We start from the raw sequence: 23,383 nt of genomic DNA, 5'->3' as shown, positions 1-23,383 counted from the left end.
GTTTAACTTTCGTCTTTTTTGTCGTCAACCAGCGGGCTGGCGTCGTGTTCTGCTTCGATCTCTTCTTTCGCAAGCGGGGCAGGTTCTGCCGCTGGCGTCACGAATGTCTCGGTCGAGATGGCCATTGGCTGGCCGATTTTGGTCACTGAAAGGTCCTGCAACTGCTCAACCAGGTTAACTTTGCCAGGCGCGAACAGGTTGATAACGGTGGAACCGAGCTTAAAGCGGCCCATTTCCTGACCTTTCAGCAGCGCCACCGACCCTTCGCTTTCACCTTCCGGCCAGGTCCAGCGTTTGATGACGCCTTCACGTGGTGGGGTAATGGTGCCAGCCCATGCGGTTTCAATACTGCCGACGATGGTCGCGCCGACCAGAATCTGCACCATCGGGCCAAATTCGGTATCAAACAGACAGATTACGCGTTCGTTGCGTGCAAACAGGTTTGGAACGTTTTGCGCAGTCAGGATATTTACAGAGAAGAGATCGCCTGGCACGTACATCATTTCACGCAGGATACCGTTACACGGCATATGTACACGGTGGTAATCGCGTGGAGATAAGTAAGTGGTCACAAACGTACCGTTGCGGAATTTGTCCGCCATCTGGTAGTTGCCGGCCAGCAGTGCTTCAAGGGTATAGCTGTGCCCTTTGGCCTGCAGTAGTTTGTCTTCTTCGATGTTTCCTAACTGGTTAATCACGCCGTCAGCAGGCATGACCAGTACGTTTGGATCGGTGTTAATCGGGCGAACGTCGTCGCGCAGTGGGCGAACAAAGAAGTCGTTAAAGGTGCGATAGCTGGCGGTATCCGGCTTTTGCGCCTCTTTCATATCGACCTTGTAATATTTCACGAACAGATCGATAACCAGTTTAGTCAGCCATCCTGCTCGTTTGCTCGCACCCCAACCCGCCAGGCGAGTGAGCCATAGTTTCGGCAGAATGTATTGTAGCGAAAGCTTAAATGAGTTTAACAAGGTAGCCTCCAGGCCATAATTTGTTCCCGATCCGGCATACGGGCCGGATCCTGAAAAAAGGGGGACGATTCTAGCGATGCTTAGCTTAGTTGTCAGTTGTCTGTATCAGAAAAGTTTTTACGTGTTTTTACCTGCGCCATGCTTTCCAGGATGCGGTGATAATTTTCAAACCGAGTTTCGGCTATTGCCCCTTTTTCTACGGCCTCACGGATAGCGCAGCCTGGATCGGTATCATGCTTGCAGTCGCGGTATTTGCAGTGGCCCAGGTAGTCATGGAATTCGACAAAACCATGTGTGATTTGTTCCGGCTCCAGATGCCACAACCCGAACTCACGTACGCCAGGGGAGTCGATAACGTCGCCACCGTGCGGGAAATGATACAGGCGAGAGGCAGTGGTGGTGTGCTGTCCAAGGCCGGAGTTGTCGGAGACATCGTTGGTCAGGATCTCTTCCTGCAGACCGAGAAGATTATTGAGCAGGCTAGATTTACCAACGCCCGACTGACCGGCAAAAATGCTGATGCGATCGGTTAATGCTTCTTCAAGCGGTTTCAGACCGTCTTTCGTGCGGCTTGATACCATCAACACGCGATAGCCAATGTGGCGATAAATATCCATCTGTTCGTTAACAAAGGCCATGCCTTCGTCATCCAGCAGATCGATCTTATTCAAGACGATAATCGGTTCAACGTGTAGCGTTTCACAGGCTACCAGATACCGGTCGATAATATTGAGTGACAGCTCGGGTAAGATGGCTGAGACAATAACGATCTGGTTGATGTTGGCGGCAATGGGTTTTACCCCGTCGTAAAAGTCGGGACGTGTCAGTACCGAGGTACGCTCGTGTACCGCCTCAACGATGCCTTTGACATTCACGCCTTCTGCTGCTGCTTTTCCCGGGCGCCAGACAACGCGATCGCCGGTAACCAGCGAGCGAATTGTACGGCGGATGTTGCAGCGGTGAATCTCACCGTCAGCAGATTCCACGTCGGCATGCATACCAAAACGGCTGATAACGATGCCTTCAGCGGTTTCGCCAAACAGGTTGTCGTCGTAGTCTGGCTTCTCCGTGGACGTTTTCAGACGACGCTGGTGATTGGCGTTCACACGGCGCTGTTGGCCTTTGGAGAGTTTATTCTTACTCAATCGGACTGACTCCTGGTCGCCCATAATGGGCAAAACATTTATGATACACGCAATTTTAGATGAATATAGTCACACTGAATGTGACGCTGAAGGGTGGAAAATAGCATGAGTGCCAATGAAAACAACCTGATTTGGATCGATCTGGAGATGACAGGTCTGGATCCCGAGCGCGATCGCATAATTGAGATAGCCACGCTGGTGACGGATGCCAACCTGAATATTCTGGCTGAAGGACCGACAATTGCGGTGCACCAGTCCGACGAACAGCTGGCATTAATGGATGACTGGAACGTACGTACGCATACCGGTAGTGGGCTAGTGGATCGCGTGAAGGCGAGCACCATGGGGGATCGTGAAGCTGAACTGGCTACGCTGGCTTTTTTGAAAGAGTGGGTTCCAGAAGGGAAATCACCTATCTGCGGCAACAGCATCGGTCAGGATCGTCGTTTCCTGTTTAAATACATGCCGGAGCTGGAGGCGTATTTCCATTATCGCTATCTTGACGTCAGTACGTTGAAAGAGCTGGCGCGTCGTTGGAAGCCGGAAATTCTTGCTGGCTTCACCAAGCAGGGAACGCATCAGGCGATGGACGATATTCGTGAATCTGTTGCTGAGCTTGCTTACTATCGCGAACATTTTATTAAGCTTTGATTTTGTGGATGGCCGGACGGCGCTGCGGCTTACCCGGCCTGCGAATATCGTTCCTGCGCGCTTGCACTGAGGCTGGATTGTCGCTAAATTAGACGACTTGCCGATAAATTCAGCACTTAAACAGAAAAACGAAAAAATCGCTTTTAGGGGGGTTGCAGCTAAACGGATTTCTCGTATAATGCGCCTCCCGTAACGACAGAGAATTACACGTTACGGCAGCAGCAAAAGCAGTACAAATTTGCGGGAATAGCTCAGTTGGTAGAGCACGACCTTGCCAAGGTCGGGGTCGCGAGTTCGAGTCTCGTTTCCCGCTCCAAAATTTGAAAGTGCTTTTGTCTACAAAGCACAGACACACCCAAGCGGGAATAGCTCAGTTGGTAGAGCACGACCTTGCCAAGGTCGGGGTCGCGAGTTCGAGTCTCGTTTCCCGCTCCAAAATTTGAAAGTGCTTTTGTCTACAAAGCACAGACACACCCAAGCGGGAATAGCTCAGTTGGTAGAGCACGACCTTGCCAAGGTCGGGGTCGCGAGTTCGAGTCTCGTTTCCCGCTCCAAATTCTTACCCCAATAAAAATATCCACAACGAATAAATACGTTGGGGACGTTTTGTTTCGTCATTGACATACTCTTGTAAACAGACTTATCCACAGGTTCGGGTATTATTCCTGGAATGCAAAAAACTTAGTCGGGTGAATAGTATCACTTTAACTCTTTGAAAATATTGAATTAATTATCATTTCAAATTGTTAATGCGATCACTTGACGATTTTTTCCCTCTTGAATATCAATGTGTTTTTATTTTTATACACAAGCTGTGGATGACTTAAGCGTCACGCGGCAGACCCTTTTCAATGACCCTGACCAAACGTTGTTTCTTCGGTAACTGCACTTCAACTACGCAGGCATTTCGCTTCTCGATTTGCTGAGCAACCGCCCACTCTATGTGTTCGTCGAGAAGTGGGTGCTCACCTCTGCGACTTTCCAGCGCGTGAATAACGGCTTCATCCCATGGGGCATTACCCAGCGCAACAGCGATATTTCGCAGCCAGCGCAGGTGACCAATACGACGAATAGCAGACCCCTCCGTGACTTTTAAAAACCACGCTTCGCTCCAGCTAAACAGCTCTATTAACTCTGGAGCATGAAGTTGTTTGCGTGGGTTGAAGTCATCCTCTGTCGTCAACTGCGAGTAACGGTTCCACGGGCAAATGAGCTGGCAATCATCGCAGCCGTAAATTCGATTCCCCAACAGGGGACGAAATTCTTCCGGGATCGCACCTTCCAGTTCGATAGTGAGATAAGAGATACAGCGGCGCGCATCTACCGTGTAGGGTTCAACGATGGCTCCGGTGGGACAGATGGTCATACAGGCGACGCATTTCCCGCATCCTTCTTTTACTGGGTTGTCGACCGGCAGGGGCAAATCGATCAGTAATTCCCCGAGAAAGAAAAATGAACCGGCTGCGCGATTGAGGATAAGTGAGTGCTTACCTGTCCAGCCAAGCCCGGCTTTTTCCGCTAATGGACGCTCAAGAATGGGCGCAGAATCGACAAAAGGTCTAAAATTCAGCGAAACGCAGTGCTGTTGAATTCTCTCCCCCAGCTTTTTTAAGCGGTTACGCAGCAGTTTATGGTAGTCGCGCCCAAGCGCGTAACGGCTGACGTAACCCAGAGAGGGGTTTTTCAACGTGCTGGCAAAGGCCGCATTGGCAGGAAGATAGTTCATACGTACGCTGATGACACGTAGCGTACCGGGTAATAATTCGTGAGGTCGGGCGCGCATCATGCCGTGACGGGCCATCCAGTCCATCTCGCCGTGATAGTGTTTATCCAGCCAGGCCTGCAGTTTGGGCTCCGCTTCGCTGAGGTCGGTATCGGCAATACCGACCTGCTGAAAGCCAAGCTCCAGCCCCCACTGCTTAATATTTTGCGCTAACTGATTGAGATCGAGGGGCTCTGACATGACGGACCATACAATGAAGAAAAACCCCGCAAGTATACCACACTCCATTTGGCACGCCGATGACATCAGGCGGATGGAGCGAGAGGCGGCAGACAGTTTAGGACTGACGTTGTACGAGCTGATGCAACGGGCGGGAGAGGCGGCGTTTCAGGTCACCCGCGAGACATATCCAAACGCTAAGCACTGGCTGGTGCTATGTGGTCATGGCAACAACGGTGGTGATGGTTACGTGGTGGCAAGGCTTGCCAAAGCTCAGGGGCTTGATATTACGTTGCTGGCGCAGGAGAGTGATAAAGCGCTCCCCGAGGAAGCACAGCAGGCGCGCGACGCCTGGCTTAACGCCGGTGGCGTCATTCATGCTGCGGATATCAATTGGCCAGATCGCGTGGATGTCATTATTGATGCGCTGTCAGGCACGGGCTTAAAACACGCGCCGCGTGAGCCTCTCTCGGTATTGATCGAACGTGCCAATCACCATCCTGCTCCTGTCGTGGCGATAGACATTCCATCCGGCCTGCTGGCGCAGACGGGCGCGGCGCCGGGCGCGGTTATCAACGCTGCGCACACCGTGACCTATATTGCGTTAAAGCCTGGTCTGCTAACCGGTAAAGCGCGCGATGTCACCGGACGCCTGCATGTTAACGCACTCGGTCTGGACGACTGGCTGACGGGGCAGAACGCGCCGCTGCAACGGTTTGATGCTCAACAGCTTGTACACTGGTTAATGCCGCGTCGACCCACCTCGCACAAAGGCTCCCACGGTCGGCTGGTGATCATCGGTGGTGACCACGGCACGGCTGGCGCAATACGCATGGCCGGTGAAGCGGCGCTGCGTGCAGGAGCCGGGTTGGTCAAAGTGCTGACCCGAAGTGAAAATATTGCGCCTATTCTGACTGCCAGACCGGAACTGATGGTCGATGCGCTGACGCCGCAGACTCTGGAAGAGAGCCTGGCGTGGGCGGATGTTGTGGTGATAGGACCAGGGCTTGGTCAGCAGGAGTGGGGTAAAAAAGCGCTGCAAAAGGTAGAGAATTTTCGCAAACCGATGCTCTGGGATGCGGATGCGCTGAACCTGCTGGCAATCAACCCCGATAAACGTCACAATCGCGTGATCACGCCGCATCCTGGTGAAGCCGCGCGACTTCTGGGCTGTTCCATTGCAGAAATTGAAGACGATCGATTACTTTGTGCACAACGTCTGGTAAAACGGTACGGAGGCGTCGTCGTGCTGAAAGGCGCGGGTACGGTTGTTGCTGCCGAACAGGCCGAATTGGGTATTATTGATACCGGCAATGCTGGAATGGCCAGCGGCGGAATGGGTGATGTGCTTTCCGGTATTATTGGCGCATTGCTCGGACAGAAGCTTACCCCGTATGATGCGGCATGTGCGGGATGTGTCGCGCACGGTGCGGCGGCGGATGTGCTGGCGGCGCGTTATGGTACGCGCGGCATGCTGGCGACAGATCTCTTTACCACGCTACAGCGTATTGTTAACCCTGATGTGATTGACGTTTATCATGATGAATCGAGTAATTCCACTACCTGATGAGCAGGCGACTTTAGACCTGGGACTGCGGGTAGCCAAAGCCTGTGATGGCGCGACGGTAATTTATTTGTACGGCGACCTGGGGGCGGGTAAAACCACTTTCAGCCGGGGATTCCTGCAGGCGTTAGGTCACAAAGGAAATGTAAAAAGCCCCACCTATACGCTGGTTGAACCCTATTCGCTCGATAATTTGATGGTATATCACTTCGATCTGTACCGACTTGCGGACCCAGAGGAGCTGGAATTTATGGGGATCCGCGATTATTTTGCCAATGACGCCATCTGCCTGGTGGAATGGCCGCAACAAGGTAAAGGTGTACTGCCAGACCCGGACGTCGAAATACACATTGAATATCAGGCGCAAGGTCGAGAGGCGCGCATAAGCGCAGTCTCCTCATCGGGTGATTTATTGCTGGCGCGTTTAGCCGATTAACCTTAAGGGTGGCGGGATGATTTATCGCATCAGAAACTGGCTGATGGCAACACTGGTCCTGCTGTGCGCGCAGGCAGGGGCCGCCAGCCTCTCCGATCTTCAGGTGTCCAATGGCGATCAACAAGCGCGGATTACGCTGAGCTTTATTGGCGATCCTGAATACGCAGTTTCGCAGGACGGGAAACGAACCGTCGCGTTGGATATTAAACAAACCGGTGTGATTCAGGGGTTACCGCTGCTGTTTAGCGGCAATAATCTGGTGAAATCTATCCGTTCCGGCACGCCAAAAGATGCGCAGTCTCTGCGCCTGGTTGTGGATTTAACCGAGAACGGCAAAGCCGAAGCCGTAAAACGCCAGAACGGCGGCAATTATACCGTCGTGTTTACCATCAAAGCTGATGCGCCACCGCCGCCTCCACCACCTCCAGTGGTTGCGAAGCGTGTTGAAGCGCCGGTTATCGCCCCGCGCCCTGCCGAGCCTGCGCGTAATCCGTTTAAAGCGGAAAACGATCGCACCACGATGGTAACCAACAGTAATACCTCCACACGACCTGCGGCGCGCGCCAGTACCAGTAACGGCGAAAAAGTAGTTATCGCCATTGATGCCGGACACGGCGGGCAGGATCCTGGCGCTATTGGTCCCGGTGGCACACGTGAGAAAAACGTCACGATTGCCGTGGCGCGCAAACTGCGCAGTTTGCTCAATGATGACCCGATGTTTAAAGGCGTACTCACCCGTGATGGCGATTACTTTATCTCGGTGATGGGGCGTTCAGACGTTGCGCGTAAACAAAACGCCAACTTCCTGGTCTCTATTCATGCGGATGCCGCGCCAAACCGGGATGCCACTGGTGCTTCCGTCTGGGTACTGTCAAACCGTCGGGCAAACAGTGAGATGGCCGGCTGGCTGGAACAGCACGAAAAGCAATCGGAACTGTTGGGTGGGGCGGGCGATGTTCTGGCAAACAGCCAGTCCGATCCTTATCTCAGCCAGGCCGTGTTGGATCTGCAGTTCGGTCATTCGCAACGCGTTGGGTATGATGTGGCGACCAGCATGATCGGCCAGTTAGAACGTATTGGCTCGATGCATAAGCGTCGTCCGGAACACGCCAGCCTTGGGGTATTACGTTCGCCTGATATCCCGTCAGTGCTGGTTGAAACCGGCTTTATCAGTAACAACAGCGAAGAGCGTCTGTTGGCGAGTGATGACTACCAGCAGCAGCTGGCCGAGGCAATTTACAAAGGATTGCGTAACTATTTCCAGGCGCACCCGATGCAAACCGGGCCTCAAGGCACACCGGCGCAAACCGCCAGTGCGGTATCGCCTGGCAACACGTTAACAAATTAAGGATTAGCCATGCCGATTCAGGTTCTACCGCCACAGCTGGCGAACCAGATTGCCGCAGGCGAGGTGGTAGAACGGCCTGCGTCAGTGGTGAAGGAGCTGGTGGAAAACAGTATCGATGCCGGTGCGACGCGCATTGATATTGATATTGAGCGCGGCGGCGCGAAGCTTATCCGTATTCGTGACAACGGCTGCGGGATTAAAAAAGACGAGCTGGCGCTGGCGCTGGCGCGTCATGCCACCAGTAAAATTTCCTCGCTTGACGATCTCGAAGCCATCGTGAGCCTCGGGTTTCGCGGCGAAGCGCTGGCCAGTATCAGCTCCGTTTCTCGTTTAACCCTGACGTCGCGTACGCAAGAACAACCTGAAGCCTGGCAAGCCTATGCCGAAGGGCGCGACATGGATGTGACGGTTAAACCCGCTGCGCATCCGGTGGGAACCACGCTGGAGGTGTTAGATCTGTTCTACAACACCCCGGCGCGGCGCAAGTTTATGCGCACCGAGAAAACTGAATTTAATCATATCGACGAAATAATCCGCCGCATTGCGCTGGCACGTTTTGATGTGACGATTAATTTGTCGCACAACGGCAAAGTGGTGCGTCAGTACCGGGCAGTGGCCGCGGATGGGCAGCAGGAGCGCCGACTGGGCGCGATTTGCGGCACGCCGTTTCTGGAACATGCGCTGGCGATTGAATGGCAGCATGGCGATTTAACGCTGCGCGGCTGGGTGGCCGATCCTAACCACACAACGGCGGCGCTGGCGGAAATCCAGTACTGCTATGTGAATGGCCGGATGATGCGAGATCGGTTGATCAACCATGCTATTCGTCAGGCCTGTGAAGATAAGCTGGGAGCCGATCAGCAGCCCGCTTTTGTGTTGTATCTGGAAATCGACCCGCATCAGGTGGATGTTAACGTACATCCCGCCAAACATGAGGTCCGTTTTCATCAGTCCCGCCTGGTGCATGATTTTATTTACCAGGGCGTGTTGAGCGTCCTGCAACAGCAGCTTGAAACGCCGCTGCCGTTGGCTGATGACGACGAGCCCGCGCCAAGGCACATCCCAGAAAACCGCGTCGCGGCCGGGCGTAACCATTTTGCCGAACCGGCCCCGGCGCGTGAACCTGCGACACCGCGTTACTCAGCATCTGCTGGCGCTGGCAGTAGTGGTAGCCGTCAGACGGGGGCCAGCTGGCCTCATGCCCAACCTGGATATCAAAAGCAGCAGGGTGAGATTTATCAGCAACTGCTACAGACGCCGGTTCCGCCGCGGAAAACGCCGGTTTCTGAAACGCCATCAGCACCTCTGACCGGCAACGGTCAGGGCTTTGGGCGGGTGCTAACCATTGTCGGTACGGACTGCGCATTACTCGAATGCGATGGTCACATTCGGTTGCTGGCATTGCCGGTGGCGGAACGTTGGCTACGTCAGGCGCAGTTAACGCCGGACCAGGGCGTCGTTTGCGCTCAGCCGTTACTGATCCCTTTACGTCTAAAAGTGACCGCTGATGAAAAAGCGGCGCTGCAAAAAGGGCAGAGCCAACTGGCTGAGTTGGGTATTGAATTTCAACTGGATGCACAGCATGTGACCATCCGGGCGGTGCCTTTACCCTTACGCCAACAAAATTTACAAATCTTGATTCCTGAACTGATAGGCTACCTGGCGCAGCAGTCCGAATTCGAACCGGGCAATATTGCACAGTGGATTGCACGTAATCTGATTAGCGAGCATCCGCAGTGGAGCATGGCTCAGGCGATTACGCTGTTAGCGGATGTTGAGCGGCTTTGCCCACAACTCGTGAAGGCGCCGCCGGGTGGTTTGTTACAACCTGTTGATTTACATTCGGTAATGAATGCCCTGAAACATGAGTGATACCCTTAAGGCGAGCCTGCCAAAGGCGATTTTTTTGATGGGGCCGACGGCCTCCGGTAAAACGGCACTGGCAATTGAATTCCGTAAAGTTTTGCCTGTAGAGTTGATAAGCGTTGATTCCGCCCTTATTTACAAGGGGATGGATATCGGTACAGCCAAGCCTGATGCAGATGAATTACAGGCCGCGCCGCACCGGTTGCTGGATATCCGCGATCCGTCCCAGGCGTACTCTGCTGCGGATTTTCGCCGCGATGCGTTAGCCGAGATGGCTGATATCACCGCCGCGGGGCGTATTCCGCTGCTGGTGGGCGGCACAATGTTATATTTCAAAGCCTTGCTTGAAGGGCTGTCGCCGTTACCGTCGGCAGATCCGGAAGTCAGGGCCAGAATTGAGCAGCAGGCGGCAGAGCATGGGTGGGACGCGTTACACCGACAGCTTCAGGAAATAGATCCGGTGGCTGCGGCGCGTATTCATCCAAATGATCCGCAAAGACTTTCCCGGGCACTGGAAGTTTTTTTCATTTCGGGTAAAACTTTAACGGAGCTGACGCAAACGTCAGGAGATGCTTTGCCGTATCAGGTGCATCAGTTTGCTATCGCCCCGGCGAGCCGTGAACTGCTCCATCAGCGAATTGAGCAGCGTTTTCATCAGATGTTGGCTTCAGGTTTTGAAGCAGAAGTCCGGGCGCTATTTGCCCGTGGAGATTTGCATACGGATTTGCCTTCCATTCGTTGTGTAGGGTATCGCCAGATGTGGTCATACATTGAAGGCGAAATTTCATACGATGAAATGGTTTATAGAGGTGTTTGCGCCACGAGGCAGTTGGCGAAGCGACAGGTAACCTGGTTGCGTGGTTGGGAAGGGGTGCACTGGCTTGACAGTGAAAAGCCTGACCAGGCGCGAAACGAAGTATTACAGGTTGTTGGTGCTATCGCGAACTGAATGTGTACAATTGAAACGTATCGTGCGCAATTTTTCAGAATCGAAAGGTTCAAAGTACAAATAAGCATATAAGGAAAAGAGAGAATGGCTAAGGGGCAATCTTTACAAGATCCGTTCCTGAACGCACTGCGTCGGGAACGTGTTCCAGTTTCTATTTATTTGGTGAATGGTATTAAGCTGCAAGGTCAAATCGAGTCTTTTGATCAGTTCGTGATCCTGTTGAAAAACACGGTCAGCCAGATGGTTTATAAGCACGCGATTTCTACTGTTGTCCCGTCTCGCCCGGTTTCTCATCACAGCAATAATGCCACCGGCGGCACTGGCAGCAACTACCATCACGGTAGCAACGCGCAAGGTTCATCTGCGCAACAGGACAGCGAAGAAACCGAATAAGGTTGTTAGCTGTTTTACACACGGGGAGCCAGCGATCCTGCGTTCCCCGTTGATATATATTAAGGGGTTGACGCTTGTTTGACCGTTATGATGCCGGTGAGCAGGCGGTACTGGTACACATCTATTTTTCGCAAGACAAAGATATGGAAGACCTCCAGGAGTTTGAATCTCTGGTTTCTTCCGCCGGTGTCGAAGCAATGCAGGTGATTACCGGGAGCCGTAAAGCACCGCACCCGAAGTATTTTGTTGGTGAAGGTAAGGCAATCGAAATTGCGGAAGCCGTAAAAGCGACTGGCGCTGCGGTGGTGATTTTTGATCATGCTCTAAGCCCCGCCCAGGAACGTAACCTGGAACAGTTGTGCCAGTGTCTTGTTATCGACAGGACAGGTCTTATTTTAGATATTTTTGCCCAGCGTGCGCGCACCCATGAGGGTAAGTTGCAGGTTGAGCTGGCGCAGTTGCGCCATATGGCTACTCGTCTGGTCCGTGGCTGGACCCACCTTGAAAGGCAAAAGGGCGGGATTGGTTTGCGCGGTCCGGGTGAAACCCAGCTCGAAACCGACCGTCGTTTGCTGCGTAATCGCATTTTGCAAATACAGTCGCGCCTGGAAAAAGTTGAAAAGCAACGTGAGCAGGGGCGACAGTCGCGCAAGAAAGCGGATGTCCCAACCGTATCACTGGTGGGATATACCAACGCCGGAAAATCCACCCTGTTCAACCAGATCACCGAAGCCCGGGTTTACGCAGCGGATCAGCTGTTTGCGACCCTGGACCCAACGCTGCGCCGTATAGACGTAGCGGACGTCGGTGAAACCGTGCTGGCGGATACCGTAGGGTTTATCCGTCATTTGCCGCACGACCTGGTGGCGGCGTTTAAAGCCACCCTGCAGGAAACGCGTCAGGCGACATTGCTGCTGCATGTTATTGATGCTGCAGATTTTCGTGTGCAGGAAAACATCGAGGCCGTCGACACGGTGCTCGAAGAGATCGATGCGCATGAGATCCCGACTCTGCTGGTGATGAATAAAATCGATATGCTGGATGATTTTGAACCACGTATCGACAGAGATGAAGAGAATAAACCCATTCGCGTTTGGGTTTCAGCGCAAACGGGAATAGGTATACCACAGCTTTTTCAGGCTTTGACTGAGCGACTTTCCGGTGAGGTGGCGCAGCATACGTTGCGTTTGCCGCCGCAGGAAGGGCGTCTGAGAAGCCGGTTTTACCAACTTCAGGCAATAGAAAGAGAGTGGATGGAGGAGGACGGCAGCGTAGGTCTGCAGGTTCGTATGCCGATCGTAGACTGGCGTCGCCTCTGTAAACAAGAACCGGCACTGGAAGACTATATTGTCTGACCTGACGGATATGGCCTGAAGATTTTTTCGCCTCTATACCTTGTGGGTTTTGTGCAGCATGAAGGTGGCAAGTCCTGAAATCTTCAGGAGCATAGTCAACTATGTGACTGAGATTAAAGGGCGTAGCCAACGCATCGGCAGCGCAAAATACGCAGGTATAGCATCGCATAACAAATATGGAGCACAAAAATGGCGTGGAATCAGCCCGGTAATAACGGACAAGACCGCGACCCGTGGGGAAGCAGCAAACCTGGCGGCAACCCTGAGGGAAATGGAAACAAAGGTGGTCGCGATCAGGGACCTCCCGATCTGGATGATATCTTCCGCAAACTGAGTAAAAAGCTCGGTGGTCTGGGTGGCGGTAAAGGTGCTGGTTCTGGCGGCGGTAGCTCATCGCAAGGCCCGCGTCCGCAATTGGGTGGTCGAGTTTTTACTATCGCAGCGGCAGCTATCGTCATTATCTGGGCGGCCAGCGGTTTCTACACCATTAAAGAAGCGGAACGCGGCGTGGTGACACGCTTCGGTAAATTCAGCCATTTGGTTGAACCGGGTCTGAACTGGAAACCGACCTTTGTCGACGAAGTGACCCCGGTCAACGTGGAAGCCGTGCGTGAACTTGCCGCATCCGGCGTGATGCTGACCTCTGACGAAAACGTCGTACGCGTTGAAATGAACGTGCAGTACCGCGTGACCGATCCGCAGCGTTACCTGTTTAGCGTAACCAGCGCGGATGACAGTCTGCGTCAGGCAACCGACAGCGCCCTGCGTGGGGTTATCGGTAAATACACCATGGACCGTATCCTGACCGAAGGGCGTACCGTTATTCGTAGCGATACCCAGCGTGAACTGGAAGAAACGATCCGTCCGTACAACATGGGTATCACCCTGCTGGACGTCAACTTCCAGGCAGCACGTCCGCCGGAAGAAGTAAAAGCCGCGTTTGACGATGCCATTGCAGCACGTGAAAACGAGCAGCAGTACATCCGTGAAGCAGAAGCGTACACCAACGAAGTTCAGCCACGTGCTAACGGTCAGGCGCAGCGTATTCTGGAAGAAGCGCGTGCTTACAAAACGCGAACCATCCTGGAAGCACAGGGTGAAGTGGCTCGTTTCGCAAAAATTCTGCCGGAATATAAAGCCGCACCGCAAATTACTCGCGAGCGTCTGTATATCGAAACCATGGAAAAAGTGCTGAGCAATACCCGCAAAGTCCTGGTTAACGATAAGGGCAGCAATCTGATGGTTCTGCCGCTGGATCAAATGCTGAAAGGCGGTAGTGCGCCAGCAGCAAAGAGTGACAGCAGTTCAAACCTGCTGCGTCTGCCGCCAGCAACGACGTCCGGCACTGGAGCAAGCAATACCTCGTCCACCAGTCAGGGCGATATTATGGACCAACGCCGCGTGAACGCGCAGCGTAACGACTACCAGCGTCAGGGGGAATAACGATGCGTAAGTCAGTTATTGCGATTATCATCATCGTTCTGGTAGTTCTGTTCATGTCTGTCTTTGTGGTCAAAGAAGGCGAGCGCGGGATTACTCTGCGCTTTGGTAAAGTTCTGCGTGACGATGAAAACAAGCCGCTGGTTGTTGCACCAGGCCTGCACTTCAAGATTCCGTTTATTGAATCTGTGAAGATGCTGGATGCGCGTATTCAGACCATGGACAACCAGGCCGATCGCTTTGTTACCAAAGAGAAGAAAGACCTGATCGTTGACTCCTACATTAAGTGGCGCATCAGTGACTTTAGCCGTTACTACCTGGCAACGGGCGGTGGCGATGTTTCTCAGGCAGAAGTCCTGCTGAAACGTAAGTTCTCTGACCGTCTGCGTTCTGAAATTGGTCGTCTGGACGTGAAAGACATCGTTACCGATTCCCGCGGTCGTCTGACGCTGGAAGTTCGTGATGCGCTGAACTCCGGTTCTGCTGGCACGGAAGATGAAGTCGCGACTCCGGCGGCAGATAGCGCGATTGCCGAAGCTGCTGAGCGTGTTCAGGCTGAAACAAACGGTAAAGTACCGGTCATCAACCCGAACAGTATGGCGGCATTGGGCATCGAAGTGGTTGACGTGCGTATCAAGCAAATCAACCTGCCTGCTGAAGTGTCTGAGGCTATCTACAACCGTATGCGCGCTGAGCGTGAAGCGGTAGCGCGTCGCCATCGTTCACAAGGTCAGGAAGAAGCGGAAAAACTGCGTGCCACGGCGGATTATGAAGTGACTAAAACGCTGGCAGAATCTGAGCGTCAGGGCCGCATCATGCGCGGTGAAGGCGATGCAGAAGCCGCTAAACTGTTTGCCGATGCGTTCAGCCAGGATCCTGACTTCTACGCCTTCATCCGTAGCCTGCGTGCTTACGAGAAGAGCTTCGAAGGCAACCAGGACGTGATGGTCATGAGCCCGGACAGCGATTTCTTCCGCTACATGAAGACACCGAGCACTACGACACGCTAATAAAGTTCCAGCGGTTTTAAACCAGCAAAACCACCGGCATCCCCAGGGATGCGGTGGTTTTCTTTTTATAAAAGGACGATGGATGAATTCAACAATTTTGCTGGCGCTCGCGCTGGTTTTGGTGCTGGAAGGCCTGGGCCCTATGCTTTATCCCCGCGCGTGGAAGAAAATGATTTCCGCAATGGCGCAACTTCCCGAAAATACTTTGCGTCGTTTTGGTGGAGGTCTTGTGGTTGCGGGCGTTGTGGTCTACTACATGTTGAGGAAAACGATTGGCTGATCAATAAGTAGCCTATTTTGCGGATTTTCGCATGCAAAAAGTGCTGTATATCTGAAAAAGCGGTGGTAGAATCCATTTTTAAGCAAACGGTGATTTTGAAAAATGGGTAACAACGTCGTCGTACTGGGCACCCAATGGGGTGACGAAGGTAAAGGGAAGATCGTCGATCTTCTGACTGAACGGGCTAAATATGTTGTGCGCTACCAGGGTGGTCACAACGCAGGCCATACTCTCGTAATCAACGGTGAAAAAACCGTCCTCCATCTTATTCCATCAGGTATTCTTCGCGAGAATGTCATCAGCATCATCGGTAACGGTGTTGTACTGTCTCCGTCCGCGCTGATGAAAGAAATGAAAGGACTGGAAGATCGTGGCATCCCGGTTCGCGAGCGCCTGCTGTTGTCTGAAGCTTGTCCGCTGATCCTTGATTATCACGTTGCGTTGGATAATGCTCGTGAGAAAGCGCGTGGCGAGAAAGCGATCGGTACTACCGGTCGTGGCATCGGTCCGGCTTATGAAGACAAAGTAGCTCGTCGCGGTCTGCGCGTTGGCGATCTGTTTGATAAAGCAACCTTCGCTGAAAAACTGAAAGAAGTGATGGAATATCACAACTTCCAGCTGGTGAATTTCTATAAAGTTGAAGCAGTTGACTACCAGAAAGTGCTGGATGATGTGATGGCGATTGCCGACATCCTGACCTCTATGGTTGTTGATGTTTCCGATCTGCTGGACCAGGCGCGTAAGCGTGGCGATTTCGTCATGTTCGAAGGCGCACAGGGTACCCTGCTGGATATCGACCACGGTACCTATCCGTACGTAACGTCTTCCAACACCACCGCAGGTGGCGTGGCGACTGGCTCCGGCCTGGGTCCACGTTATGTGGATTACGTTCTGGGTATCATCAAAGCTTACTCTACACGCGTAGGCGCGGGTCCGTTCCCGACCGAGCTGTTTGATGACGTTGGCGAGTTCCTGTGCAAACAAGGTAACGAGTATGGCGCGACCACCGGTCGTCGTCGTCGCACCGGTTGGCTGGACTCCGTTGCGGTACGCCGTGCAGTACAGATTAACTCCCTGTCTGGCTTCTGCCTGACCAAACTGGACGTACTGGACGGTTTGAAAGAGGTGAAAATCTGTGTCGCTTATCGTATGCCGGATGGCCGTGAAGTAACGACTACCCCGCTGGCTGCAGACGACTGGAAAGGTATCGAGCCGATCTACGAAACCATGCCGGGCTGGTCTGAATCCACCTTCGGGGTGAAGGAACGTAGCGGTCTGCCGCAGGCAGCACTGAACTACATCAAGCGTATTGAAGAACTGACCGGTGTGCCGATTGATATTATCTCAACTGGCCCAGACCGTACTGAAACCATGATCCTGCGCGACCCGTTCGACGCATAATTCTGGTTATAGCGTGGCGTCGAATGGCGCTGCGCTTGCATTATCTTAGGCCGGATGAGGCACTTTGCATCATAATCCGGCTTAAAATCACGTAAGTTCCTCGCTTTTTTCCTTCCTGAACTGAAATAAATTAGCGACCTGGCTGGTGGCTGGTTTATCATCAATGTAATTAATACCACCAGGTTTATCCGTTTTATCCCTTTTCCTGAGGTTGATGTGCAGTTAACAAGTTTCACCGATTACGGATTACGTGCGCTAATCTACATGGCGTCACTTCCCGAAGGACGTATGACCAGTATTTCTGAGGTGACAGAAGTCTACGGCGTGTCCCGTAATCATATGGTCAAAATAATCAATCAACTTAGCCGTGCGGGCTTCGTTACTGCTATTCGAGGAAAAAATGGCGGTATCCGCCTGGGTAAACCAGCTAAGGATATTGGTATTGGTGATGTGGTTCGCGAGCTGGAACCACTATCGTTGGTCAATTGTAGCAGCGAGTTTTGCCACATTACCCCAGCCTGTCGACTTAAACAGGCGCTTTCTAAGGCAGTGCAAAGTTTTCTCACGGAACTGGACAACTACACACTTGCTGATTTGGTTGAAGAGAATCAACCGCTTTATAAATTATTGCTGGTGGAGTGACGAAAATCTTCATCAGAGCTGACAATGGAGGAACCTCGATGTCACAAGATCCTTTCCAGGAACGCGAAGCAGAAAAATACGCGAATCCTATCCCGAGCCGGGAATTTATCCTCGAACATTTAACTAAACGTGAAAAACCGGCCAACCGCGATGAGCTGGCCGCTGAACTCAACATTGAAGGTGAAGAGCAGCAAGAAGCGTTGCGTCGCCGCCTGCGCGCCATGGAGCGTGACGGGCAACTGGTCTTCACTCGTCGTCAGTGCTATGCGCTGCCGGAGCGTCTTGACCTGCTGAAAGGTACCGTTATTGGCCACCGTGATGGCTACGGCTTTCTGCGCGTTGAAGGCCGCAAAGATGACCTGTACCTGTCCAGCGAGCAGATGAAAACCTGTATTCATGGCGATCAGGTGTTGGCACAGCCGCTGGGAGCGGACCGTAAAGGTCGTCGCGAAGCGCGTATTGTGCGCGTACTGGTACCGAAAACCAGCCAGATTGTCGGTCGCTACTTCACCGACGCTGGCGTTGGGTTTGTCGTCCCTGACGACAGCCGCCTGAGCTTTGATATCCTGATCCCGCCGGAAGAGGTGATGGGTGCTCGTATGGGTTTTGTGGTCGTGGTTGAGCTGACCCAGCGTCCGACGCGTCGCACTAAAGCGGTGGGTAAAATTGTTGAAGTCCTGGGCGACAACATGGGAACCAGCATGGCCGTTGATATGGCTCTGCGTACTCATGAAATCCCGTATATCTGGCCTCAGGCGGTCGAAAAACAGGTCGCCGGACTGAAAGAGGAAGTGCCGGAAGAAGCGAAAGCCGGACGTGTCGATCTGCGCTCCCTGCCGCTGGTCACTATCGATGGCGAAGATGCGCGTGACTTCGATGATGCGGTTTACTGCGAGAAGAAGCGCGGCGGCGGCTGGCGTTTATGGGTGGCGATTGCGGACGTAAGCTATTACGTTCGCCCGCCGACTCCGCTGGACCAGGAAGCGCGCAGCCGTGGCACATCCGTCTACTTTCCGTCGCAGGTTGTTCCGATGCTACCGGAAGTGCTGTCTAACGGATTGTGTTCGCTCAACCCGCAGGTGGACAGGCTGTGTATGGTCTGTGAAATGACCATTTCGTCGAAAGGCCGCTTAACAGGCTTTAAATTCTACGAAGCGGTTATGAGCTCCCATGCGCGTCTGACCTACACCAAGGTCTGGCACATGCTGCAGGGCGATCAGGAACTGCGTGAGCAGTACGCGCCGTTGGTTAAACACATTGAAGAGCTGCATAACCTCTACAAAGTGCTGGATAAAGCGCGTGAAGAGCGTGGCGGTATCTCGTTTGAAAGTGAAGAAGCGAAGTTTATCTTCAATGCTGAACGCCGTATTGAGCGTATTGAGCAGACGCAGCGTAATGACGCGCACAAACTGATTGAAGAGTGCATGATCATGGCGAACATCTCAGCGGCGCGATTCGTTGAGAAAGCCAAAGAGCCGGCGCTGTTCCGTATTCACGATAAGCCGACGACCGAAGCGATTAATTCGTTCCGTTCGGTGTTGGCAGAGCTGGGGCTGGAGCTGCCCGGCGGTAATAAACCCGAGCCGCGTGATTACGCTGAACTGCTGGAGTCGATTGCTGACCGTCCTGACGCAGAAATGCTGCAAACTATGCTGCTGCGTTCAATGAAGCAGGCGATTTACGATCCGGAAAACCGCGGTCACTTTGGTCTTGCGTTGCAATCTTATGCACACTTTACCTCGCCGATCCGTCGTTACCCGGATCTCTCCTTGCACCGGGCAATTAAGTATCTGCTGGCGCAGGAGCAGGGCCATAAAGGCAACACCACGGAAACGGGGGGCTACCATTATTCGATGGAAGAGATGCTGCAGCTGGGTCAACACTGTTCGATGGCCGAGCGCCGTGCTGACGAAGCCACACGCGACGTCTCTGACTGGCTGAAGTGCGACTTCATGCTGGATCAGGTAGGTAATGTCTTCAAAGGCGTGATCGCCAGCGTTACCGGGTTTGGTTTCTTCGTCCGTCTTGATGAGCTGTTTATCGACGGTCTGGTGCATGTCTCCTCCCTGGATAACGACTACTATCGTTTTGACCAGGTTGGGCAGCGTCTGACGGGGGAATCCAGCGGTCAAATGTATCGCCTGGGCGATCGCGTGGAAGTTCGCGTGGAAGCGGTCAACATGGACGAGCGTAAAATCGACTTCAGTTTGATCTCCAGCGAACGTGCACCGCGCAATGAAGGTAAAACCGCGCGTGAAAAAGCGAAAAAAGGCGATGCGGGTAAAAATACCGGTAAGCGTCGTCAGATGGGCAAAAAAGTAAATTTCGAGCCGGATAGCGCTTTCCGCGGCGAGAAGAAAGGCAGAGCCAAACCTCAGGCGGATAAAAAAACGGCTGAGAAGAAAGGCGATAAAAAAGCGAAAAAGCCATCGGCAAAAACGCTTAAAATCGCTGCCGCCACCAAAGCTAAACGCGCGACGAAAAAGAAAGTCGCGCAATAACAGCCATAAACAGTAAGTCGGGCAACCTCGCGTTGCCCGCGTTACGCATAAACTATTAACGAGTACATTCATGAGTGAAATGATTTACGGCATCCATGCGGTGCAGGCTCTGCTGGAACGTGCGCCTGAGCGCTTCCAGGACGTCTTTATTCTCAAAGGTCGTGAAGATAAACGCCTGCTGCCGCTGATCCACGCACTGGAAGCACAGGGTGTTGTCATTCAGCTGGCTAACCGCCAGTTCCTGGATGAGAAAAGCGAGGGTGCGGTACATCAGGGAATTATTGCTCGCGTGAAGCCGGGTCGTCAGTATCAGGAAAACGATCTGCCGGATCTGATTGCTACGCTCGATCAGCCGTTCTTTTTGATCCTCGATGGTGTTACCGATCCGCATAACCTGGGGGCATGCCTGCGTAGCGCCGATGCTGCTGGCGTCCATGCTGTTATCGTACCGAAGGATCGTTCTGCGCAGTTGAATGCAACGGCGAAAAAAGTGGCCTGCGGCGCGGCAGAAAGCGTACCGCTGATCCGTGTGACCAACCTGGCGCGCACTATGCGTATGCTGCAGGAAGAGAATATCTGGATCGTCGGAACCGCAGGTGAAGCTGACCATACTCTCTACCAGAGCAAAATGACCGGACGTCTGGCGCTGGTGATGGGCGCAGAGGGTGAAGGTATGCGTCGTTTGACCCGCGAACACTGTGACGAACTGATCAGCATCCCGATGGCTGGGAGCGTTTCGTCGCTGAACGTTTCAGTTGCGACGGGCATCTGCCTGTTTGAGGCTGTACGCCAGCGCGGCTAAACTATCTCCCTCATTTCTCTCTTCTCTCAAGCCATCCTTCGGGATGGCTTTTTTGTGACCGTTGTCCCATGCGTGCTGCCTTCTGCCTGACCATACTTAAGGTGACGGCCATTGACGGAGGGAGACACAATGCACTGGCAAACGCATACCGTTTTTAACCAACCTGTACCGCTCAATAACAGCAACTTATATCTGTCCGATGGCGCGCTGTGTGAAGCGGTTATCCGTGAAGGCGCTGGCTGGGACAGCGATCTTCTCGCCAGTATTGGTCAGCAGCTAGGGACTGCCGAGTCGCTCGAGCTTGGCCGTCTGGCCAATGCTTTTCCACCCGAGTTGTTGCGCTACGACTCGCAGGGTCAGCGGCTGGATGATGTGCGTTTTCATCCTGCCTGGCATTTACTGATGCAGGGATTGTGCGCCAATCGCGTACATAATCTGGCCTGGGAAGAAGACGCGAGGCAGGGAACATTTGTTGCCCGGGCGGCCCGTTTCATGCTGCATGCGCAGGTGGAAGCGGGCACGTTGTGTCCGGTTACCATGACTTTTGCCGCCACGCCGTTGTTACTTCAGATGTTACCTGCCCCCTTTCACGACTGGTTTACGCCGCTGCTAAGCGACCGTTATGACTCGCATTTACTGCCCGGAGGGCAAAAGCGTGGGTTATTGATCGGCATGGGAATGACCGAGAAGCAGGGGGGGTCAGATGTGCTGAGCAATACCACTCAGGCAGAACGTCTTACAGACGGCTCGTATCGGCTGGTGGGACATAAGTGGTTTTTCTCCGTGCCGCAAAGCGATGCCCATTTGGTACTGGCCCAGGCAAAGGGAGGCTTATCCTGCTTTTTTGTACCGCGATTTTTACCCGACGGGCAGCGTAATGCTATCCGTCTGGAGCGGCTGAAAGATAAGTTAGGCAATCGCTCCAACGCCAGCTGCGAGGTTGAATTCCACGATGCGATTGGCTGGCTATTGGGTGAAGAAGGGGAAGGTATACGTCATATCCTGAAAATGGGCGGGATGACGCGTTTTGACTGTGCGCTCGGCAGTCATGGCATGATGCGACGTGCTTTTTCCGTCGCGATTTACCATGCGCACCAGCGACAGGTTTTTGGCAAACCATTGATCGAACAACCGATGATGCGCCAGGTATTAGGTCGGATGGCGCTCCAACTGGAAGGTCAGACGGCGTTACTGTTCCGACTGGCGCGGGCCTGGGACCGTCGCGCTGATGCCAAAGAATCTCTGTGGGCCAGGTTGTTCACACCAGCAGCGAAATTCTCTGTTTGCAAGGCCGGTATGCCGTTTGTTGCAGAGGCGATGGAAGTGCTCGGCGGGATTGGCTACTGCGAGGAGAGTGAATTGCCGCGCCTGTATCGTGAGATGCCGGTAAACAGTATCTGGGAGGGCTCTGGCAACATTATGTGCCTCGATGTATTGCGGGTGCTGACAAAACAACCCGGTATATACGATATGCTCAGCGAAGCCTTTGCTGAGGTAAAAGGGCAAGACCGACATTACGATCGAATGGTACGTCAACTACAGCAGCGTATACGTAAACCCAGTGAGGAGTTGGGACGGGAGATTACACAGCAGCTTTTCCTGCTCGGTTGCGGGGCGCAGATGTTGCGCTATGCCTCTCCGCCAGTGGCGCAGGCCTGGTGCCAAATGATGCTCGATACGCGTGGTGGACTACGATTGTCCGAGCAGGTGCTGAACGACTTGCTCCTGCGGGCAACGGGGGGATTACGGTAATAATATGCCTGATGGCGACGCTGGCGCGCCTTATCATGCCTACATTGAATGTAGGCCGGAAAAGTTTACGCCATCCGGCAATCTGTTAAGCATAGAGTATGGCCTGTACGCGCCAGTTGTCGGGCTGCTGGTCTTCGTACATCTGAATGATCCGATACCATGAGGCACCCTGTTCATCCGCTTTTAACGCGATTACTCGTTCTACATCCTGCGGATTCCCTGCAATGTTACTGACAGATATCAGGCCAATTTCGTTCAGGCCTGTAACGCAGTCAGCACTGGCGAACTCGGCAGACTGCGCCGTAGTACCTACCAGTCCGGCAGAAAGCAGCAGTGAGGATAAGGCAAGTGATTGTTTCATCGTCAGCTCCATTATTCGTACCCCTACACACGGCAGGGCATTCCATCGCGATAATAAACCTCAAGCTTCCTGCTGTTGGTTTATTGTGCACAGGTAAACGCATAGCGGCGCAAAGCAATGTAAAGCTGACTAAATTCCAACCCAATGTTATTTACGATACAAAATAGCCTGTGAATACCATTGGCCTGTCACGATGGTTTCATCCACTAATAAAACCACGTAGTAATCAGCTTTAGCCGCGACGGCTTTGTCACGGATCTCTGCCAGCGCATCATCCGGAGAGCCTCTTACCAGCGCGCTGACCGTTCCTATTCGCTGTAACCCATTACTCTGGTCACGGCGGATCTCCTGCGGGTGGTCGGCAACGGGCGGTGCGGGTTGGGGCGTTCCCTGTAGCACGCTACAGGCGCTTAAAAGCATCACCAGCAATAAAGAGGCAAACCGACGCATAACTCTATCTCGTTTCCTGATAGCCATAGTGTAGTGCCTTATCAATTTCCCTTTAGGGGAATGTTCCCGAAGTGTTATCTCTCACGCGATTTTCGAATGAAAATGTTGCGAAAGCGTAACCCAG

Annotated in this window: 21 protein-coding genes and 3 tRNA genes; 19 read left to right on the top strand and 5 right to left on the bottom strand. The window is 53.2% G+C overall.

Annotated elements, in window-relative coordinates; genetic code table 11:
• Positions 1 to 2: 2 nt before the first annotated feature.
• Both asd and rsgA read right to left on the bottom strand, forming a co-directional pair.
• On the bottom strand, positions 3 to 971 hold the full coding sequence (gene asd / locus HV352_RS21255; RefSeq protein WP_104651672.1) for an archaetidylserine decarboxylase: 969 nt from the start codon (positions 969 to 971) through the stop codon (positions 3 to 5).
• A gap of 92 nt (positions 972 to 1,063) precedes the next feature.
• On the bottom strand, positions 1,064 to 2,116 hold the full coding sequence (gene rsgA, locus HV352_RS21250; protein ID WP_019078196.1) for a small ribosomal subunit biogenesis GTPase RsgA: 1,053 nt from the start codon (positions 2,114 to 2,116) through the stop codon (positions 1,064 to 1,066).
• Between the two features lie 105 nt (positions 2,117 to 2,221).
• Between rsgA and orn the strand changes: the two genes are divergently transcribed.
• From orn to HV352_RS21230, 4 genes are all read left to right on the top strand, one after another.
• The gene (gene orn, locus HV352_RS21245) at positions 2,222 to 2,767 is read left to right on the top strand and encodes an oligoribonuclease (protein ID WP_016151407.1); all 546 of its coding nucleotides are present in this window, start codon (positions 2,222 to 2,224) and stop codon (positions 2,765 to 2,767) included.
• Positions 2,768 to 3,007: 240 nt separating this feature from the next.
• Positions 3,008 to 3,083, top strand: a tRNA-Gly gene (locus HV352_RS21240).
• A 43-nt stretch (positions 3,084 to 3,126) separates the two neighbouring features.
• Positions 3,127 to 3,202 (top strand) — tRNA-Gly (locus tag HV352_RS21235).
• 43 nt (positions 3,203 to 3,245) lie between these two features.
• A tRNA-Gly gene (locus HV352_RS21230) sits at positions 3,246 to 3,321 on the top strand.
• Between the two features lie 269 nt (positions 3,322 to 3,590).
• Here HV352_RS21230 and queG read toward each other — a convergent pair.
• Positions 3,591 to 4,730 carry a tRNA epoxyqueuosine(34) reductase QueG gene (gene queG, locus HV352_RS21225; protein WP_181635071.1) on the bottom strand — a complete coding sequence of 380 codons (1,140 nt, stop codon included), beginning with the start codon at positions 4,728 to 4,730 and terminating at the stop codon, positions 3,591 to 3,593.
• Between queG and nnr the strand changes: the two genes are divergently transcribed.
• The 15 genes from nnr to HV352_RS21150 all read left to right on the top strand — a co-directional run bounded on the left by nnr (position 4,729) and on the right by HV352_RS21150 (position 22,448).
• Entirely contained in the window at positions 4,729 to 6,276 is a 1,548-nt protein-coding gene (nnr, locus tag HV352_RS21220; protein ID WP_181635070.1) for a bifunctional ADP-dependent NAD(P)H-hydrate dehydratase/NAD(P)H-hydrate epimerase, read from the top strand. The genes queG and nnr overlap by 2 nt on opposite strands.
• On the top strand, positions 6,248 to 6,709 hold the full coding sequence (tsaE, locus tag HV352_RS21215) for a tRNA (adenosine(37)-N6)-threonylcarbamoyltransferase complex ATPase subunit type 1 TsaE (protein ID WP_016151410.1): 462 nt from the start codon (positions 6,248 to 6,250) through the stop codon (positions 6,707 to 6,709). The genes nnr and tsaE overlap by 29 nt, the downstream gene beginning before the upstream one ends.
• Positions 6,710 to 6,725: 16 nt before the next feature.
• On the top strand, positions 6,726 to 8,057 hold the full coding sequence (amiB, locus tag HV352_RS21210; RefSeq protein WP_019078199.1) for an N-acetylmuramoyl-L-alanine amidase AmiB: 1,332 nt from the start codon (positions 6,726 to 6,728) through the stop codon (positions 8,055 to 8,057).
• Positions 8,058 to 8,066: 9 nt separating this feature from the next.
• On the top strand, positions 8,067 to 9,929 hold the full coding sequence (gene mutL / locus HV352_RS21205; RefSeq protein ID WP_181635069.1) for a DNA mismatch repair endonuclease MutL: 1,863 nt from the start codon (positions 8,067 to 8,069) through the stop codon (positions 9,927 to 9,929).
• Entirely contained in the window at positions 9,922 to 10,872 is a 951-nt protein-coding gene (gene miaA, locus HV352_RS21200) for a tRNA (adenosine(37)-N6)-dimethylallyltransferase MiaA (protein WP_181635068.1), read from the top strand. The genes mutL and miaA overlap by 8 nt, the downstream gene beginning before the upstream one ends.
• Before the next feature lie 84 nt (positions 10,873 to 10,956).
• Complete coding sequence (hfq, locus tag HV352_RS21195) at positions 10,957 to 11,265, top strand: RNA chaperone Hfq (protein ID WP_003025584.1); 309 nt, start codon at positions 10,957 to 10,959, stop codon at positions 11,263 to 11,265.
• Positions 11,266 to 11,339: 74 nt separating this feature from the next.
• Positions 11,340 to 12,620, top strand: coding sequence for a ribosome rescue GTPase HflX (gene hflX, locus HV352_RS21190; RefSeq protein WP_016151415.1), 1,281 nt, complete (start codon positions 11,340 to 11,342; stop codon positions 12,618 to 12,620).
• Between the two features lie 189 nt (positions 12,621 to 12,809).
• Positions 12,810 to 14,063: an FtsH protease activity modulator HflK gene (gene hflK, locus HV352_RS21185; RefSeq protein WP_181635067.1), complete on the top strand. Its 1,254-nt coding sequence runs from the start codon at positions 12,810 to 12,812 to the stop codon at positions 14,061 to 14,063.
• Between the two features lie 2 nt (positions 14,064 to 14,065).
• Positions 14,066 to 15,070, top strand: a complete 1,005-nt coding sequence (hflC, locus tag HV352_RS21180) for a protease modulator HflC (protein WP_016155510.1) — start codon at positions 14,066 to 14,068, stop codon at positions 15,068 to 15,070.
• Positions 15,071 to 15,152: 82 nt separating this feature from the next.
• On the top strand, positions 15,153 to 15,350 hold the full coding sequence (locus HV352_RS21175; protein WP_019078201.1) for a DUF2065 family protein: 198 nt from the start codon (positions 15,153 to 15,155) through the stop codon (positions 15,348 to 15,350).
• A gap of 102 nt (positions 15,351 to 15,452) precedes the next feature.
• Positions 15,453 to 16,751 (top strand): adenylosuccinate synthase, encoded by a 1,299-nt coding sequence (purA, locus tag HV352_RS21170; RefSeq protein WP_003025606.1) that lies wholly within the window; start codon positions 15,453 to 15,455, stop codon positions 16,749 to 16,751.
• 216 nt (positions 16,752 to 16,967) lie between these two features.
• Complete coding sequence (gene nsrR / locus HV352_RS21165) at positions 16,968 to 17,393, top strand: nitric oxide-sensing transcriptional repressor NsrR (protein ID WP_003025609.1); 426 nt, start codon at positions 16,968 to 16,970, stop codon at positions 17,391 to 17,393.
• 38 nt (positions 17,394 to 17,431) lie between these two features.
• Entirely contained in the window at positions 17,432 to 19,894 is a 2,463-nt protein-coding gene (gene rnr / locus HV352_RS21160; protein ID WP_016151418.1) for a ribonuclease R, read from the top strand.
• Positions 19,895 to 19,964: 70 nt separating this feature from the next.
• Positions 19,965 to 20,696 (top strand): 23S rRNA (guanosine(2251)-2'-O)-methyltransferase RlmB, encoded by a 732-nt coding sequence (gene rlmB, locus HV352_RS21155; protein WP_003830482.1) that lies wholly within the window; start codon positions 19,965 to 19,967, stop codon positions 20,694 to 20,696.
• A 129-nt stretch (positions 20,697 to 20,825) separates the two neighbouring features.
• Positions 20,826 to 22,448, top strand: coding sequence for an isovaleryl-CoA dehydrogenase (locus HV352_RS21150; RefSeq protein ID WP_065554877.1), 1,623 nt, complete (start codon positions 20,826 to 20,828; stop codon positions 22,446 to 22,448).
• 85 nt (positions 22,449 to 22,533) lie between these two features.
• Here HV352_RS21150 and yjfN read toward each other — a convergent pair whose 3' ends face one another.
• Both yjfN and bsmA read right to left on the bottom strand, forming a co-directional pair.
• Positions 22,534 to 22,809, bottom strand: coding sequence for a DUF1471 family protease activator YjfN (yjfN, locus tag HV352_RS21145; protein WP_016155512.1), 276 nt, complete (start codon positions 22,807 to 22,809; stop codon positions 22,534 to 22,536).
• A gap of 147 nt (positions 22,810 to 22,956) precedes the next feature.
• On the bottom strand, positions 22,957 to 23,286 hold the full coding sequence (gene bsmA / locus HV352_RS21140; RefSeq protein ID WP_029139740.1) for a biofilm peroxide resistance protein BsmA: 330 nt from the start codon (positions 23,284 to 23,286) through the stop codon (positions 22,957 to 22,959).
• Positions 23,287 to 23,383 lie beyond the last annotated feature (97 nt).

The organism is Citrobacter sp. RHBSTW-01044 (assembly GCF_013781945.1).
Lineage (GTDB): Bacteria > Pseudomonadota > Gammaproteobacteria > Enterobacterales > Enterobacteriaceae > Citrobacter > Citrobacter braakii.
The sequence above is the reverse complement of the archived record's forward strand: the minus strand, read 5'-3'. Positions and strand labels throughout refer to the sequence as shown.